At 63.6% G+C, this 16,713-nt stretch carries 16 protein-coding genes; 9 read left to right on the top strand and 7 right to left on the bottom strand.

Going from position 1 to position 16,713, the window contains the following annotated elements; genetic code table 11:
- Both VFB05_RS10735 and VFB05_RS10740 read right to left on the bottom strand, forming a co-directional pair.
- A partial coding sequence (locus VFB05_RS10735) for a nitronate monooxygenase (protein WP_325011990.1) occupies positions 1 to 532 on the bottom strand: 532 nt, incomplete at its 3' end.
- A 42-nt stretch (positions 533 to 574) separates the two neighbouring features.
- The gene (locus VFB05_RS10740; protein WP_325011992.1) at positions 575 to 1,549 is read right to left on the bottom strand and encodes a nitronate monooxygenase; all 975 of its coding nucleotides are present in this window, start codon (positions 1,547 to 1,549) and stop codon (positions 575 to 577) included.
- Positions 1,550 to 1,653: 104 nt separating this feature from the next.
- On the opposite strand from VFB05_RS10740, the gene VFB05_RS10745 reads away from it, so the two are divergent.
- Entirely contained in the window at positions 1,654 to 2,544 is an 891-nt protein-coding gene (locus tag VFB05_RS10745; protein ID WP_325011994.1) for a LysR family transcriptional regulator, read from the top strand.
- A 2-nt stretch (positions 2,545 to 2,546) separates the two neighbouring features.
- Entirely contained in the window at positions 2,547 to 3,020 is a 474-nt protein-coding gene (gene ruvX, locus VFB05_RS10750) for a Holliday junction resolvase RuvX (RefSeq protein ID WP_325011996.1), read from the top strand.
- Here ruvX and VFB05_RS10755 read toward each other — a convergent pair.
- Both VFB05_RS10755 and VFB05_RS10760 read right to left on the bottom strand, forming a co-directional pair.
- Complete coding sequence (locus VFB05_RS10755) at positions 3,015 to 3,800, bottom strand: CPBP family intramembrane glutamic endopeptidase (protein WP_325011998.1); 786 nt, start codon at positions 3,798 to 3,800, stop codon at positions 3,015 to 3,017. The two genes, ruvX and VFB05_RS10755, sit on opposite strands and share 6 nt — an antisense overlap.
- Positions 3,801 to 3,826: 26 nt before the next feature.
- Positions 3,827 to 5,473, bottom strand: a complete 1,647-nt coding sequence (locus VFB05_RS10760; protein WP_325012000.1) for an acyl-CoA dehydrogenase family protein — start codon at positions 5,471 to 5,473, stop codon at positions 3,827 to 3,829.
- Between the two features lie 206 nt (positions 5,474 to 5,679).
- On the opposite strand from VFB05_RS10760, the gene VFB05_RS10765 reads away from it, so the two are divergent.
- From VFB05_RS10765 to plsY, 3 genes are read left to right on the top strand one after another with little or no spacing between them, the layout of a single operon-like run.
- Entirely contained in the window at positions 5,680 to 6,633 is a 954-nt protein-coding gene (locus VFB05_RS10765) for an aspartate carbamoyltransferase catalytic subunit (RefSeq protein WP_325012003.1), read from the top strand.
- Between the two features lie 4 nt (positions 6,634 to 6,637).
- Positions 6,638 to 7,939 carry a dihydroorotase gene (locus tag VFB05_RS10770; RefSeq protein ID WP_325012005.1) on the top strand — a complete coding sequence of 434 codons (1,302 nt, stop codon included), beginning with the start codon at positions 6,638 to 6,640 and terminating at the stop codon, positions 7,937 to 7,939.
- 36 nt (positions 7,940 to 7,975) lie between these two features.
- Positions 7,976 to 8,566: a glycerol-3-phosphate 1-O-acyltransferase PlsY gene (gene plsY / locus VFB05_RS10775; protein ID WP_325012007.1), complete on the top strand. Its 591-nt coding sequence runs from the start codon at positions 7,976 to 7,978 to the stop codon at positions 8,564 to 8,566.
- Positions 8,567 to 8,649: 83 nt separating this feature from the next.
- On the opposite strand, the gene VFB05_RS10780 is transcribed toward plsY, so the two are convergent.
- On the bottom strand, positions 8,650 to 9,888 hold the full coding sequence (locus VFB05_RS10780; RefSeq protein WP_325012009.1) for an amidase: 1,239 nt from the start codon (positions 9,886 to 9,888) through the stop codon (positions 8,650 to 8,652).
- 162 nt (positions 9,889 to 10,050) lie between these two features.
- Here VFB05_RS10780 and dprA point away from each other — a divergent pair, with 162 nt between their 5' ends.
- The gene (gene dprA / locus VFB05_RS10785; RefSeq protein WP_325012011.1) at positions 10,051 to 11,163 is read left to right on the top strand and encodes a DNA-processing protein DprA; all 1,113 of its coding nucleotides are present in this window, start codon (positions 10,051 to 10,053) and stop codon (positions 11,161 to 11,163) included.
- A gap of 2 nt (positions 11,164 to 11,165) precedes the next feature.
- On the opposite strand, the gene VFB05_RS10790 is transcribed toward dprA, so the two are convergent.
- Positions 11,166 to 11,570 carry a helix-turn-helix domain-containing protein gene (locus VFB05_RS10790; protein WP_325012013.1) on the bottom strand — a complete coding sequence of 135 codons (405 nt, stop codon included), beginning with the start codon at positions 11,568 to 11,570 and terminating at the stop codon, positions 11,166 to 11,168.
- A gap of 93 nt (positions 11,571 to 11,663) precedes the next feature.
- On the opposite strand from VFB05_RS10790, the gene VFB05_RS10795 reads away from it, so the two are divergent.
- Positions 11,664 to 12,275, top strand: a complete 612-nt coding sequence (locus VFB05_RS10795; protein ID WP_325012015.1) for an FMN-dependent NADH-azoreductase — start codon at positions 11,664 to 11,666, stop codon at positions 12,273 to 12,275.
- A gap of 53 nt (positions 12,276 to 12,328) precedes the next feature.
- Here the strand turns inward: VFB05_RS10795 and VFB05_RS10800 are convergent, their stop codons facing one another.
- Positions 12,329 to 13,108 carry a glucose 1-dehydrogenase gene (locus VFB05_RS10800; protein ID WP_325012018.1) on the bottom strand — a complete coding sequence of 260 codons (780 nt, stop codon included), beginning with the start codon at positions 13,106 to 13,108 and terminating at the stop codon, positions 12,329 to 12,331.
- A 129-nt stretch (positions 13,109 to 13,237) separates the two neighbouring features.
- On the opposite strand from VFB05_RS10800, the gene VFB05_RS10805 reads away from it, so the two are divergent.
- Together VFB05_RS10805 and topA are read left to right on the top strand one after the other, a co-directional pair.
- A complete protein-coding gene (locus VFB05_RS10805) occupies positions 13,238 to 13,711 on the top strand; it encodes a helix-turn-helix domain-containing protein (RefSeq protein ID WP_325012020.1) in 474 nt (157 codons plus the stop codon).
- 212 nt (positions 13,712 to 13,923) lie between these two features.
- Positions 13,924 to 16,677, top strand: a complete 2,754-nt coding sequence (gene topA, locus VFB05_RS10810) for a type I DNA topoisomerase (RefSeq protein WP_325012023.1) — start codon at positions 13,924 to 13,926, stop codon at positions 16,675 to 16,677.
- Positions 16,678 to 16,713 lie beyond the last annotated feature (36 nt).

Here is a 16,713-nt window from a genome sequence, read left to right on the forward strand (position 1 = left end):
CCTGCGCGATAATGATGTCGGCGCCGTTGGCTTCCAGCCAGACCGCCTCCTTCACGATGGTCGCCGAGCCCATCACCAGGCAGCCGGCGGTCTTGACGCGCTTGAGCAGCGCGCCGTCGGGCAAGCCGAAATGGAAGCTGACGACCTCGGGCTTCAATTCCTCCATCAGCTCACACATCGCCGCATCGAACGGCGCGCGATTGGCGGCATTGACCGGCGCGGAGGGGTCGAGCCCCAGTTCCTTGTAATAGGGGGCGAGCCGCTGCCGCCAACCGGCCTCCCGGCCGGGATCGGCCTCGACCGCCTGATGGCAGAAGAAGTTGAGATTGATCGGCGACGCAACGCGCTGGCGGATGATGTTGACCTGCTCGCGCGCCTTGTCGGCGGAGAGCATCGCGCAGGGCAGCGAGCCGAGCGCGCCGCCCTGCGCGGCCGCGATCACGAGTTCGGCGTCCATCACGCCCGCCATCGGCGCGAGCACGATCGGAAATTCTGTTCTGAAGAGGTCGATCAGTCGGTGGTCGGGCCACATGGTCTTGTCTCGCTTGAAATTGGAGCGCTGTTTGTCGGCCGTTTACGCAGCCTGGAAGTTACGCCGGCCTGCTAGAATTTGGTCGGCTTCACTGACAAGCCGCTCGACGATCTCAGCGGCTGGCGGAATGTCGTGGATCAGGCCGACGGCCTGGCCTGCAAACACGGCAGCAACATCGTAATTTCCGGCGTCACGCTCGGCCGCATAGGCCGCTGCGACGGCCTCGACATTGTGGACGAGCTCGGTCTCGCGTCCGGCCCATCGGCGCGCATGGTCGTTGATCAACGTGCGCGCGGTGAAAGGCGCCGGCCACCAGATCTTGCGCGAGATGTCAAAGACCATGCCTCTCACGGTGTCACTGGTGGTCGCGGCGCAGATCCGCTTCTTGGCTTCGTCGGCACCGTCGCATTCGACGCTTGCATAGAAGCGCGTGCCGAGCAGGACGCCGCTTGCGCCCATCATCAGCATCGCAGCCAGCCCTCGCCCGTCGGCGAGGCCGCCCGCCGCGACAACCGGCACGCGGCCGGCCGCAAAATCGACGATTGCAGGAACGATGTCGAGCGTGGTGCGGGACGCGCCGTGGCCGCCGGCTTCGGTGCCCTGCGCAATCAAGATGTCGGCGCCGGCATCGAGCGCCTGCTTCGCCATGTCCTCGGTCTGGACCTGACAGATCAAAAGACACCCCGCAGCCTTGATACGTGGAGCAAACGGTTTTGGGTCGCCGAACGACAACATGATCGCGCGCGGATTGGCCTCCAGCGCGATGTCGAGAAGTTCGGGTTGTTTTGCCATACTCCAGGTGATGAAGCCGATGCCGAATGGCGCCGAGCATTGCTGGAGCTTGGCGGCTTCCTGCACCAGCCAATCCTTGTCGCCGTACCCGCCGCCCAAGATACCAAAGCCACCGGCATTGCCGACCGCCGTGACCAGCCGCGAACCGGCAATGATCGCCATCGGCGCCGAAAGCACTGGATGGCGGATGCCCAGGAGAGATGTCAGTGGCGTAGAGATCGGCATGAGCATTTCCCTGTATGGACAGCTACCGTAACTCAGCCTACCATTCTGCAAAAGTGAATATTAGAGAAGCAAGCTATCTCAAAATGAAAACGGGAGCCCTGCCCGTGGAACTGATCGACCTCGTCACCTTTTCAGCCGTGGCGCGCAATGGCGGCATCACCCGCGCCGCCGAAGAGCTCAAGACCGTGCAATCCAATGTCACGCAACGGGTGAAGGCACTCGAGGCGGAAATTGGTACCGCGCTGTTCGAGCGGCATAGCCGCGGTATGACCCTGACCGGCGCCGGCCGCCGGTTGTTTCCCTATGCGCAACGGATGGCGGCTTTGGCGCGCGAAGCCACGCTGGCCGCACAAGACGACGGCGAGCCAAAGGGTCCGCTTGCGATCGGCTCGATGGAAACGACAGCCGCCGTTCGTCTCCCCACTTTGTTCGCCGAATTTCATCGCCGTTTCCCGAAGGTCACCCTGACGCTCACGACAGCAACGACCGGAGATCTCATTGCGGGCGTATTGAACGCCACGCTCGACGGCGCTTTCGTCGCCGCTCCGATCGAACATGCCGATCTCGTCGCGACCGTCGCCTTCCATGAGGAACTGGTGCTGGTCACGCCAAAGCGATTCACAAGCCTTGCCGGCTTACGCGCCGGCACGCCGGAATCTGGCCCAACCGCGCTGGTGTTCCGCTCCGGCTGCACCTATCGCCAACGGCTCGAACAGCTGTTCACGGATTTCGGCTGGCCATCGGCGGCGCGTTTCGAACTCGGCACACTGGATGGCATGGTCGGCTGCGTCGCCGCCGGCATGGGTGTCTCCGTGCTGCCGCGCGCCGTGGTCGAACGCAGCGAGCAGCGCAAGGATGTCAGCCTGCACACAATCGACGCGCCGTGGTCGCAGGTCGACACGCTCTTCATCCAGCGCCTCAGCGCGCATCAATATAGTGCGCTTGAAGGCTTTACCTCCTGCCTCACCGGCGCCGACCGCGTCATCGCGGCTTGATCATGCCCGCTGTCATCCTGCCATTGATCGAGGCAGCCCCGCACTGGCCGCCGCGCGGCGCACTGGTCGGACTTGATCTCGGTACCAAGACCATCGGCGTTGCCGTGTCCGATCCCGACCGGCGGCTGGCGACAGGCGTGACGACCATTCAGCGCAAGGCTTTCAGGGCAGACGCGGCGCGCGTGATAGAGATCGCCGCGGAGCGCGCCGCTGTTGGATTCGTGCTGGGGCTCCCCATCAACATGGACGGCAGCGAGGGCCCGCGCGCGCAGTCGACCCGCGCCTTTGCGCGCAATTTTTCGAAATTGACGGAGCTTGCCATCGCGCTGTGGGACGAACGGCTTTCGACCGCGGCCGTCGAGCGCGAATTGATCGGCATGGACATGAGCCGCGCCCGCCGCGCCGAGGTGATCGACGAGCACGCGGCGATCTTCATCCTTCAGGGCGCGCTGGACCGGCTTTCGAAGAAGCTATGAGCTCGTGAGGAGGATCGTTTGCACCACGGCGCCAAGATTATTGAGACCGTGCAAAATGATCGTCAGCCAGGTTGAGTTGCTGCGATAACGCAGGTAACCGAGCAAAAGTCCGATCGAGAACACCTCGCCGAGAAAGTACCAGTTGTATTGCAGGTGCAGTCCGGTCCAGACCAGCGACGACAGGATGATCGCGCCGGGGACCCGCAAAAACGACTCCGACCATCCGCGATAAAGGAAGCCGCGGGCGAAAAACTCCTCCGTGATTGGCGCCGCCACGCAGAATGCGATTACAAGGAGCCACAGTGCGCCGTCGGCGCGCGCGGTTTTCAGTACGTCGCCCATGAAGCCGGGCTCGACCTCGCGCCCCGTCGCGCGCGATACCGCATCCCACGCCATCACGAGCACGAACAGCGCAACGACACCAATCCCGAAGTTGGCCCATGAGAAGCCGCGCAGCGCGAGATAATCGGCAAAGCCCGCGCCCTTGATCCGGATCGCGATCCACAAGGCAATCGCGACCGCGGGCAGGCCGGTGATCACCGAGAGCGAGATGGTTACCCCGCGACTGACGACAATGCGCACCGCTTCTCCGAAGGAGCCCTGGTCGAGCGGACCACCCTGTTTGAACATGAACCAGCCGACGACCGCGATTTGGCCCAGGAACATCGCCGCGAAAACAGCCAGGCCCCAGAACGTGGTGCCCCAGAACTTCCAGACACGAGGGCTGGACGTTATGGGCGGCGCGGCGACGATCGGAGATTCGGGGTTGAGAGAATCCATCACTGACTTTCGCTGGGTTGAAACGTTTATTGGGGCAGCGCGCGGTCGAGCAACCGGCCGATATCGTCGGACGCCAAGTCCACGGCGCCGTACATGCCGCCATGATTCCCGGCAAGGCGGGTCGCAGCAAACAGTTCGGCGTGACGCGGCGAGATCGCGTTCAGCGCAGCAGTGGCCGCCAGAAGCGCGAGCTTTTCGACTGCAAGCCGCGCGACACCTTCGGCATCGCTTCGGCGGAAAGCCTTGCCAATAAAGGCCGCCGCCTCGCCCGCTCCCGGCAGACCAGCGGTTTCCTGCGCGAGACCTTGCAGGATTTTAGTGGCCGCCTCCGCTTCACGCGACAGCGCTCGCAACACGTCGAGGCACATCACGTTGCCCGAACCTTCCCAGATCGCGTTGACAGGGGACTCGCGATAATGCCGCGCCAAAATGCCGTCCTCGACATAGCCGTTGCCGCCGAGGCATTCCATTGCCTCGTAGAGAAATCCCGGCGCACTCTTGCAGGTCCAGTATTTGATCGCGGGTGTCAAAAGCCGCATGTACGCGGCTTCACTGGCGTCGACGCCAGCGCCATCGAACGCGCGGCAGAGCCGCATCACCAGCGCAATCGATGCCTCCACATGCAGCGCCATGTCTGACAGCACCGCGCGCATCAAGGGCTGATCGGCAAGATGCTTCTGGAACACGCTGCGGTGCCGCGTGTGATGCAACGCGTGTGCGAGGCCCGAGCGCATCAGGCCGACGGACGCAATCGCGCAGTCCTGCCGTGTCAGTTGCACCATTTGGATGATGGTGCGGATGCCCTTGCCTTCCTCGCCGACCAGTTCGCCGTAAGCGCCCAGGAATTCGACTTCGGACGAGGCATTGGAGCGGTTACCAAGCTTGTCCTTCAACCGCTGGAATTCGATCGCGTTGACTGATCCATCCGGGCGGAAGCGCGGCATGAAGAAACAGCTCAAACCTTGATCGGCCTGCGCCAGCACCAGGAACGCGTCGCACATCGGCGCCGACATGAACCATTTGTGGCCGGTGATCCGATAGCCCGCGCCGTCGCGTTCCGCACGCGTCATGTTCGCGCGCACGTCGGTGCCGCCCTGTTTCTCGGTCATGCCCATGCCGAGCGTCATGCCACGCTTGGATGACCACGGCGCAAAAGTCGGGTCGTAAGCGCGCGTGCCGATGACCGGCATCGTCTTTTTCAGGATATCGCCCTGCACGGCGAGGGCCGCCACCGAAGCGCGGGTCATGGTGATCGGGCACAGATGCCCGGTCTCGACGCCGGAAGCCATGTAGAATTTGGCCGCGCGCACCACCTCGGCCGGTGCGCCCGCGGGTCGGCCATCAGCGCCCCACGTCGAATTGTGCAATCCGGCATGCGCAGAGTGCGCCATCAACTCGTGATAGGCCGGGTGAAACTCGACCTGGTCACGGCGGTTGCCGCGGGAATCGAAGCTGCGCAGCTTCGGCGTGTTTTCGTTGGCAAGCCGCCCGCGTTCGGCCATCGCGGCCGAGCCCCAGTGACGACCGAATTCGGTGAGTTCCTTTGCGGCCGCCTTTCCGCCATTGGCGGCGACAGCCTCAGCCAGTGCCGGATCGAGCGCGAACAGATCGACATCGACGAAGGGCGGCGACTGGTTAAGGACCTCGTGGGTTGCGAATGAAGTCTTGGTCATCGGACATCCCCGGCGGGATAAGCTTGCGCGTTAATCATACGCGGGCGCGCACCCTCTCCGCAGCGAAAAATGCGCCGATCCTCCGGCATAATTGACGAAACCTTGCCGGCAAATGCGGCCCCAAACCGGACTGATCGGGGGATAACTCTTAAGTTCCCTCTTCGCTCTTGCTAGGGGCTGCTCCTGCGCCTATAGCTCTCGCTTTAATGACATCCGTATCGAAATCGACCTTCGTCCTCGGTCACCGGCATCTGCTGGGCATAGAGGGCCTTTCCGCAGCCGATATCACCGGTCTCCTCGACCTCTCCGAGGAGTATGTCGAGCTCAATCGCCAGGTCGACAAGAAGCGCACATCGCTCCGCGGCCGCACCCAGGTCAACCTGTTCTTCGAAGCCTCGACCCGGACGCAATCCTCGTTTGAACTCGCGGGGAAGCGGCTTGGCGCCGATGTCATGAACATGTCGGTGTCCTCGTCCTCGATCCGCAAGGGCGAGACGCTGATGGATACCGCGGTCACGCTGAACGCCATGCATCCGGATATTCTCGTGGTCCGCCATCACGCCTCCGGCGCGGTCGAACTGCTGGCGCGGAAGGTCGACGGTTCCGTGATCAATGCCGGCGACGGCGCGCATGAGCATCCGACGCAAGCGCTGCTCGATGCGCTCACCATCCGCCGCAACAAGGGCCGCATCGAGGGATTGACGGTCGCGATCTGCGGCGATGTCATGCATTCGCGCGTCGCGCGCTCCAACATCATCCTGCTCAACACCATGGGCGCACGCGTCCGCGTCGTCGCGCCGTCCACGCTATTGCCGCACGGCATCGAGCGCATGGGCGTCGAGGTGGCCCGCGACATGCGCGAGGGCCTCGAAGGCGCTGACATCGTCATGATGCTCCGTCTGCAACGCGAGCGCATGAACGGCTCGTTCGTGCCGTCGAGCGGCGAATATTTCCACTACTTCGGGCTCGACCAGAAGAAGCTCGCTTACGCCAAGCCCGATGCGCTCGTGATGCATCCGGGCCCGATGAACCGGGGCGTCGAAATCGACTCCATCGTCGCCGACGGCGCGCAGTCGCTGATCCGCGAGCAGGTCGAAATGGGAGTGGCAGTGCGCATGGCGGTGCTGGAAGCGCTCGCCCGCAACCTGCCGAACGCGTGAAATCATGTTAACCGATCGCCGCCCCATTCTTCTCGCCAACGCCCGCGTCATCGATCCCTCGCGCGATTTCGATGGGCCCGGCGATGTCCTGATCGCCGATGGCCTCATCCGCGACAACAAGCGCGGCATTGGTGCTGCCGGCGTGCCCGAGGGCACCGACATCGTCAATTGCGCCGGCAAGATCGTCGCGCCCGGCCTGGTCGACATGCGCGCTTTCGTCGGCGAACCCGGCGCAAGTCACCGCGAGACCTTCGCCTCCGCGAGCCAGGCGGCCGCGACCGGCGGCATCACCACCATCGTGTGCCAGCCGTCGACCTCGCCGGTCATCGACAATTCGGCGACCGTCGACTTCGTGCTGCGGCGCGCCCGCGACACCGCGATCGTCAACATCCATCCGATGGCGGCGCTCACAAAGGGCCTCGCCGGCGTCGAGATGACCGAGATTGGTCTGCTGAAGGCCGCGGGTGCGGTTGCCTTCACCGACGGCGACAAGAGCGTCACCAATGCGCAGGTGATGCGGCGCGCGCTCACTTACGCGCGCGACTTCGACGCGCTGATCGTGCATCACACCGAAGACCCGCATCTGGTCGGCGAAGGCGTCATGAACGAGGGCGAGTTCGCCACGCGCCTCGGGTTGATGGGCATTCCGACCGCCGCGGAAGCCGTGATGCTTGAGCGCGACATGCGCCTCGTGGCGCTGACCGGCGGCCGCTATCACGCCGGCTCGCTCTCATGCAGGGAGTCGCTCGACATCCTCAGGCGCGCCCGCGAGTCCGGCCTCGACGTGTCCGCTTCGGTCTCGATCAACCACATCACGCTGAACGAGAACGACATCGGTCCCTACCGCACGTTCCTGAAACTGTGTCCGCCGCTGCGCACCGAGGACGATCGCCGCGCGCTGGTCGACGCGGTCGCTTCCGGCCTGATCGATGTGATCATGTCCGACCACAATCCGCAGGACGTCGAAGTCAAGCGCCTGCCGTTTGCGGAAGCCGCCTTTGGCGCGATCGGGCTCGAGACCATGCTGCCGGCCGGCTTAAGGCTGATCCATCAGGGCGAAATGGATTTCAAGACCCTCATTCGCGTGATGTCGACACGGCCCGCCGAACTGCTGGGGCTGCCCGGCGGATCGCTGCGGCCGGGCTCGCCGGCTGACGTGATCGTGATCGACACCGATACGCCTTGGGTGCTCGATCCCGCCGACCTCAAGTCGCAATGCAAGAACACGCCCTTCGACGAAGCGCGCTTTTCCGGTCGGGTGGTACGCACGATCGTCGGCGGACGAACGGTCTATGAACACGTCTAGACACGTGCGACAGTAGCGGATCACGGGGAGGCCGAAATGTCCGCAAACGTGTGGCTGCCGCTCGCTTTCATCATCGGTTATCTCCTCGGCTCGATCCCCTTCGGTCTGGTCCTGACAAAACTTGCCGGCACCGAAGACCTGCGCTCAATCGGTTCCGGCAATATCGGCGCGACCAATGTGCTGCGCACGGGACGGAAAGGGCTCGCGGCTGCGACGCTGATCCTCGATGCGCTCAAAGGCACGGTTGCCGTCATCATTGCGAGCTATGGCGGCGCGGAAGCCGCAATGCTGGCCGGGCTCGGCGCCTTTCTCGGCCATCTCTTTCCGGTCTGGCTCAAGTTCAAAGGCGGCAAAGGCGTCGCGGTCTATATCGGCATCCTGATCGGCCTGTTCTGGCCGGCCGCGATCGTGTTTTGCGTCGTCTGGCTCATCACCGCTGTGATCTCGCGCTACTCATCGCTTTCGGCGCTGATCGCAAGCGTCGTGACGCCGATCTTCCTGTGGTGGTCCGGTCACCCAACGCTTGCGGAGCTGTCGGCGCTGGTGTCCTTGCTCCTGATCTACATGCACCGCGCCAACATCAGCCGGCTGATGGCCGGCACCGAAGGCAAGATCGGGCAGAAATAGAGCATGATCCGGAAAAGTGGGAACCGGTTTTCCCTCGCGACAAACGCGAAGCGTTTGCGCGGAGATCATGCTCAAACAAAAACTTACGATTTCAGCGCCCGCTCCATGAAGCGCGCGGCCGCGATCGCCTTCGCGTCATCGCCGTAATCGGCAATCGTCTGCACGCCGACCGGCAAGTTGCCATCGGCGATATAGGCCGGCACGTTGACGCAAGGCGTGCCCATCAAGGTCCAAAGCGCGTTGTAACGGGGATCGCCGGTCGAATCCAAACCCTTCGGCGGGACGCCCGGCGCCGACAGCGCGAGCAGCACGTCGATATCCTTGAAGATTTCGCTCAAGGCGGCGCGCGCCTTCACGGCAACGATACGCGCGGCGTCGTAATCGGCCGCGGTGTATTGACGGCTGTCGTCCATCCGCCGGCGCAGCATCGGCGGGAAGATGTCGTAATTCTGGCGATACTCCCAGGCGAAAGCCTGGTGCGCCTCGAACTGCTGCACGACGTTGTGAATCTTCCAGGCTTCCGCGACGATGTCGGGCATCTTCAACTCGCGCACCGAAGCACCGGCTTTCGCCGCTGCGCGCGCCGCATGCTGCAAGGCCTCTGCCCCGCCTGCCTCAGGCGGACCGGCAAAATCCTGCGTCACCACGCCGATGCGAGGCGACGTCATCTCAGCCGCGTTCAATTCGCTGCGGCCGGTGATGACGCTAAGCGCAATCGCGACATCCTCGACGCCCGCCGCAAACAGCCCGACGGTGTCGAGCGTCCAGGAAAAGCATTTGACGCCGACGGGCGGCAAAAGCCGATAAGACGGTTTGATCGCCGCGACGCCGCAGAACGACGCGGGCCGGATCACCGAACCGCCGGTCTGCGTGCCGACCGCGAGCGGCAACATGCCCGCGCCAACCGCCGCCGCCGAACCGGATGACGAGCCGCCCGGCGTGTGCGCCCGATTGCGCGGGTTGAGCGTCGGCGTCGGATCATTCGCCGCAAAAGCCGTGGTCGTGGTCTTGCCAGCGACGGTGGCGCCAGCCAGCTTGAGCTGCATCACGATGGGCGCATCGGCGCGCGGCTGATTGCCTTTATAAATCGACGGCGCGCCCATTTCGGTCGGCAGATCCGCCGTATCGATGATGTCCTTGATGCCGACCGCGATGCCGGCGAGCGGGCCTTGCGCCTGCGCCTTCGGATTTTTCGCTCGCGTGACGAAGGCCTTGATATCAGCTTCGTGCTTGTCGATGGCGGCAAGCGATTCCGCGAGCGCGCCTTCCGGTGTGAGCTTGCCCTGTTCGATGCGGCGTTTCTGGTCGGCGAGCGAGATCATGGGATTTTTCCTTCATGTCCGGCATCATGCCGGGCGTCCCGGTTCTTGTTGGCCAAATGCGTAGCAAGGCTGGCATGGCGGGGACAAGGGCCGCCATGACGGGACTGGGTTGCGAGGCCGAGCCCCCTTCCCTGTCCGCGCGGGTTGATCCATTCTGGTTGAATGGACACACGAACACCCGCCATGACAGAGATCACCGGCGCTGAGCGCATCGACCGCTTGCGGCTGATCCGGTCCGACAATGTCGGGCCACGGACGTTTCGCTCGCTGGTTCGTCATTTCGGCAGCGCACGGGCTGCTCTCGAAAGGCTGCCCGATCTCGCCCGTCGCGGTGGCGCCTCAAAGCCGCAGCGTATTCCGAGCGAAGCGGATGCCCGCGCGGAGCTGGAAGCCTGCGCCAGACTCGGCGTCAGCCTGATCGCGCCTGGCGAGAACGGCTACCCGCCGCGGCTGACCGAGCTCGATGATGCGCCACCGCTGCTCGGCGTGCGCGGCGTCATCGACACCATGATGCGGCCGATGATCGCGATTGTCGGCTCGCGCAACGCATCAGCCGCGGGATTGAAATTCGCAAGCGTGCTGGCGCGCGACCTCGCCGATGCCGGCTTCGTCGTCGCGTCAGGATTGGCGCGCGGAATCGACCAGGCCGCGCATCGCGCCTCGATCGAAGGCGCCACGCTGGCCGTGCTCGCCGGCGGTCATGACCGGATCTATCCACCTGAGCATACCGACTTGCTGCAAAGCCTGCTCGCTTCGGGCGCTGCGATCTCGGAAATGCCGCCGGGCTATGTCGCACGCGCGCATGATTTTCCACGGCGCAACCGGCTGGTCGCGGGTGTCTCGCTTGGCGTCGTCGTGGTCGAGGCAGCGCTGCGCTCGGGCTCGCTGATCACCGCGCGCCTCGCCAACGAACAGGGCCGCGAGGTGTTTGCCGTGCCGGGCTCGCCGCTCGATCCGCGCGCGGCCGGCACCAACGGCCTGATCAAGCAAGGCGCGACGCTGATTACGGAAGCCTCCGACGTGATCCAGGCAGTCGAGCCGATCATGGGCCGGCCGCTGAACTTGCGTGAAGATGATGTCGAGCCGCTGGCGCCCGATCCCGATGGCGCGATGCGCGAACGCGTCGTCAATCTGCTCGGCCCAACGCCGGTCCAACTCGATGATTTGATCCGCCTGTCAGGCGCCTCACCTGCCGTGGTGCGGACCGTGCTGCTCGAGCTTGAACTCGCAGGAAGGCTGGAGCGGCACGGCGGCGGCTTGATCTCGCTGATCTAGTCTTACTCGGCCGCTTCCTTGCGGCCGTCGAAACGCTCGCGCGCCGCTTCGATCTCGGGCTGATGCGCCTTGGCCCATTCGCCAAGCGCAATGACGGGTTTGCTCAAGCCGCGTCCGAGATCGGTCAGCTCGTAATCGACCCGCGGCGGAATGGTCGGGAAAATGGTGCGCGTGACGAGGCCGTCGCGCTCCAGGCCACGCAAGGTGAGCGTCAGCATGCGCTGAGAAATGCCGGCGACGAGGCGCTTGATCTCGTTGAAGCGCTTCGGCCCGTCGAACAGCATCATGATGACGAAGACGCTCCATTTGTCGCCGACCCGTGCCAGCACCGAGGCAACGCCCCGGCAATCCGCATGCGGGTCCGGTAGGGTCGGAAGAGCGGGAACCTTGCTGTTAGTCGGTTTCAAAGATGTGCCCTGAGCTCAAAAAAGTGCGTTCTTGTGGGGTCTAGCTAGTCACTCATATAGCGTTGGTTACAAACCAATACCAAGGGTGACTCCATGAAAAAACTGCTCCACATCGATTCCAGCGTGCTCGGCCCCAATTCGATCAGCCGGCAAGTGTCGGCGGCGATCGTCGACCGGCTGCGCCAGACAACACCGGATCTCAATGTGACCTACCGCGACCTGAGTTCCACCCCGCTGTCGCATCTTTCCGGCGCGCATCTTGCCGCCGCGCAGGGCGCCAGTCCGAGCGCTGACGTTGCGCAGGAACTCGCAGCGGGCGCAGTGGTGCTGGACGAGTTTCTCGCCGCCGATACCGTCGTACTCGGCGCGCCGATGTACAACTTCACCATTCCGAGCCAGCTCAAGGCCTGGATCGATCGCATCGTCATCGCTGGCAAGACCTTCAAATACGGCGAGCAGGGCCCGCAAGGATTGGCCGGCGACAAGCGCGTCATCGTCGCGATCTCGCGCGGCGGCTTTTACGGTCCGGGCACGCCGATTGCCGCGCTGGAACATCTGGAATCCTATTTGCGCGGCGTGTTCGGCTTCATCGGCGTGACAAAGCTCGAGTTCATTTCCGCGGACGGAATTCAGCTTGGTCCCGAGCACCGCAAGAAGGCGCTCACAAGCGCGCTGCAAGCCGTCACCAATCTGCGCGCGGCGTAAACATGAAAGAGCCCGCTGCCGTCGTGGCAGCGGGCTCACTCATTACTTTATGATTATCCTCGGAAGACCGGCGCGCCTGCAGGCGAACTGGTCGCGCCACCATCGACGAATATCTCCTGGCCCTGAACATGGGCTGCGTCGTCGGAAGCAAGGAACAGCACGGTCTTGGCAATATGGTCGGGCTCGGCGATGCGGCCGAGCGGCGTTACGCCAGCGATGCGCTTTTCCAGCGCGGCGAAGGCATCGGCCGTCGGCGCGACGCTATTCCAGATCGGCGTGCGAACGGCGCCCGGCGCCACGACATTCACCCGGATACCACGCGGCGACAGTTCCGACGCCATCACCCGCGCCATCGCATTGACGCCAGCCTTGGTCGCCGCATAGGCGGACCAGCCGGGATTGCCGAGCACGGAGATCACCGAGCCATTGAGGATGATCGAGGCGTTATCGTTCAGGTATGGCAATGCCGCCTGCACCGTGAAAAATACCGACGTGAGATTGGTGCGGATCACCTGCTCGAAGGCTTCCGGTGCGGTCTCGCCGACCGGCGTCAGGCCGGGAATGCCGGCATTGGCGAATACAATGTCGATCTTGCCGAATTTCTCCGCCGCCTGCTTCACCGCAGCTTCCGTTGCGGCAACGTCGTTGGCATCAGCGACGATGGCCAGCGCATTCGGCCCCAATTCTTTCGCGGCCGCCGCAAGCGTCTCTTGATTGCGGCCGGTGATCGTCACCCTGGCGCCTTCGGCCACGAACAGCTTTGCGGTCGCAAGCCCGATGCCGCTGTTGCCGCCCGTGATCAACGCCGTCTTGTTTGCGAGCCTGTTAGTCATGACCATCTCCTGATGTGGTTGCATTATTAAACTTCTTGGCCCACATAGGCCACGTGGTTTAATATTGCAACCACACAAGACCGTGATGCCGCCTCGCGGGTCATGGCTTCCATGAGATGGAGGACGCCGATGAAACGGACGAGCTTTGAGGGCGATGAGTGCCCGATCGCGCGCGCGCTCGACGTGATCGGCGACTGGTGGTCGCTCCTGATCATCCGCGACGCCATGCTCGGCCGCCGCCGCTTTGGCGAGTTTCAGAAGAGTCTGGGCCTTGCGAAAAACATCCTCACGGCACGCCTGCGCATGCTGGTCGATGAAGGAATCCTCTCGACCGCGCCGGTCTCCGACGGCAGCGCCTATCAGGAATACATCCTGACCGAGAAAGGCCGCGGGCTGTTTCCCGTCATCGTCGCGCTACGACAATGGAGCGAGGCCTTCGATGGCCACCCGGAAGAGATCGCCACCTTGCTGGTCGATCGGGAGAAAGGCTTGCCGGTCCGCAAGCTCGAACTTCACGCCCAGGACGGGCGGCTCCTTGAGATCGGCGACACCACACTGAAGCCCCGCCCTCTGACTACGCGGAAACGCCGGACGACCGGTTGAGCCGTCTGTTCCCAGGAGACCATTTGCCGCTTCAAATACAACTTATGATGCATATTTTACAACTATTATGAGGTGGGAATCACCCGCTTTTGCCTGCTTTCAACTGCTGGCGATTTGACAGGGACGGCCTCACCACCCATGTTCGGTCCGGAACGGCCGACGCGAGTCTCGCGGAACCGGCCCTTCTTTTTTCCCTAAGCTATTGGAATGACATGAATATCGTCATTGTGGAGTCGCCTGCCAAGGCTAAGACGATCAACAAGTATCTGGGCGCTTCCTATGAAGTGCTGGCGTCTTTCGGCCATGTTCGCGACCTCCCCGCCAAGAACGGATCGGTTGATCCGGACGCCAATTTCCAGATGATCTGGGAAGTCGACCCCAAAGCCTCCGGCCGGCTGAACGATATCGCCAAGGCCTTGAAGGGTGCGAACAAGCTCATCCTGGCTACCGACCCTGATCGCGAAGGCGAAGCGATCTCCTGGCACGTTCTGGAGGTGTTGAAGGAAAAGCGCGCGCTGAAGGATCAGGCGATCGAGCGCGTCGTGTTCAACGCCATCACCAAGCAGGCAATCACCGACGCGATGAAGCATCCGCGTCAGATCGACGGCGCATTGGTCGACGCCTATATGGCGCGCCGGGCGCTCGATTATCTCGTCGGCTTCACGCTCTCTCCTGTCTTGTGGCGCAAGCTGCCCGGCGCCCGCTCGGCCGGCCGCGTGCAGTCGGTCGCCTTGCGGCTGGTCTGCGACCGCGAACTTGAAATCGAAAAATTCGTACCTCGCGAATACTGGTCGCTGGTGGCAACACTGACCACCCCGCGCGGCGAAACATTTGAAGCGCGGCTCGTCGGCGCCGACGGCAAGAAGATCCTGCGCCTCGATATCGGCACCGGCAAGGAAGCCGAAGATTTCAAGAAGGCACTGGAGACCGCCACTTTCACGGTCACCTCCGTCGAGGCAAAGCCCGCGCGGCGCAACCCGCAAGCCCCCTTCACCACCTCGACGCTGCAACAGGAAGCGAGCCGCAAGCTCGGCTTCGCGCCTGCGCACACCATGCGGATCGCGCAGCGGCTTTATGAGGGCATCGATATCGGCGGCGAGACCACCGGTCTCATTACTTATATGCGAACCGACGGCGTGCAGATCGACGGCTCCGCGATCACGCAGGCGCGGAAAGTGATCGGCGAGGATTACGGCAACGCCTATGTTCCGGATGCGCCGCGCCAGTATCAGGCCAAGGCCAAGAACGCGCAGGAAGCGCACGAAGCGATCCGCCCGACCGATTTGTCGCGACGGCCGAACGACATGCGCCGAAGGCTCGATGCCGAGCAGGCCAAGCTTTATGACCTGATCTGGACCCGCACGATCGCGAGCCAGATGGAGTCGGCCGAACTCGAGCGCACCACCGTCGACATCACGGCGAAGGCCGGCGCCCGGGCGCTCGAATTGCGCGCCTCCGGCCAGGTGATCAAGTTCGACGGTTTTCTCGCGCTCTATCAGGAAGGCCGCGACGACGATCCGGACGATGAGGAAAGCCGCCGCCTGCCCGCGATGAGCGAGGGCGAAAATGTCAAGCGTCGGGACCTCGCCGTCACGCAGCACTTCACCGAGCCGCCGCCGCGCTTCTCCGAAGCCTCGCTCGTGAAGCGCATGGAAGAACTCGGCATCGGCCGTCCCTCGACCTATGCATCGATCCTTCAGGTGCTGAAGGACCGCGGCTATGTCCGGCTGGAGAAGAAGCGCCTGCATGGCGAGGACAAGGGCCGCGTCGTCGTCGCGTTCCTGGAAAACTTCTTTGCCCGCTATGTCGAATACGACTTCACCGCGGGATTGGAAGAGCAGCTTGACCGCATCTCGAACAACGAGATTTCCTGGCAGGAGGTGCTGAGGGATTTCTGGCGCGGTTTCATCGGCGCGGTCAACGACATCAAGGACCTCCGCGTCGCCGAGGTGCTCGATGCGCTGGACGAGATGTTGGGCCCGCATATCTACCCGCCCCGCGCGGATGGCGGCGATATCCGGCAATGCCCGAGCTGCGGCAACGGCAAGCTCAATCTGAAAGCCGGCAAGTTCGGTGCCTTCGTCGGCTGCACCAACTATCCGGAATGCCGTTATACGCGTCCGCTCGCCGCCGACAGCGAAGCCAGTGCCGACCGTCTGCTGGGTCAGGACCCGCAGACCGGCCGCGACGTGTTCGTGAAGGCCGGGCGTTTCGGGCCCTATATCCAGCTCGGTGAGCAAAAGGATTACGAAGAAGGCGAGAAGCCGAAACGCGCCGGCATTCCGAAAGGCACCTCACCGGCGGACGTTGAGCTTGACCTCGCGCTCAAGCTGCTGTCGCTGCCGCGCGAAATCGGCCTGCATCCGGAAACCGGTCAGCCGATTACGGCGGGTCTCGGGCGCTTCGGGCCGTTCGTCAAGCACGAGAAAACCTATGCGAGCTTGGAGGCCGGCGACGAAGTCTTTGACATCGGTCTCAACCGCGCGGTGACACTCATCGCCGAGAAGGTGGCAAAAGGTCCAAGCGGCCGGCGTTTTGGCGCCGATCCTGGCAAGCCATTGGGCGATCATCCGACGCTCGGCGCGGTCGCGGCCAAGAAAGGCCGCTATGGCGCCTATGTCACCGCCGGCGGCATCAACGCGACCATTCCGGGCGAACAGACGCAAGACACCATCACGCTCGCCGAGGCGATCGCATTGCTCGACGAGCGCGCGGCCAAGGGCGGCGGCGCAAAGCGAGGGGCCAAGAAGGCGGCCAAGCCGAAGGCCGAAAAGGCCGCTGCGGCCAAATCGGACGCGGATAGTGCAGCCAGTCCTGCGAAGAAGGCGGTTGCGAAAAAATCGGCCGCCAAGCCGAAATCGGAATCGACCTCCAAGGCGCGCGCGCCGGTGACGGCCAAGAAGACCTCGGCCAAAAAGGCCGCCAAACCCGCCGCCAAAAAGAGCGCCGGCAAAGCAAGTGGATAAGGCAAGCGGATAGTGCCGCCCATTTGAAGTTCCCGC

The sequence above is a fragment of the Bradyrhizobium sp. genome (assembly GCF_035652035.1).
GTDB lineage: Bacteria > Pseudomonadota > Alphaproteobacteria > Rhizobiales > Xanthobacteraceae > Bradyrhizobium.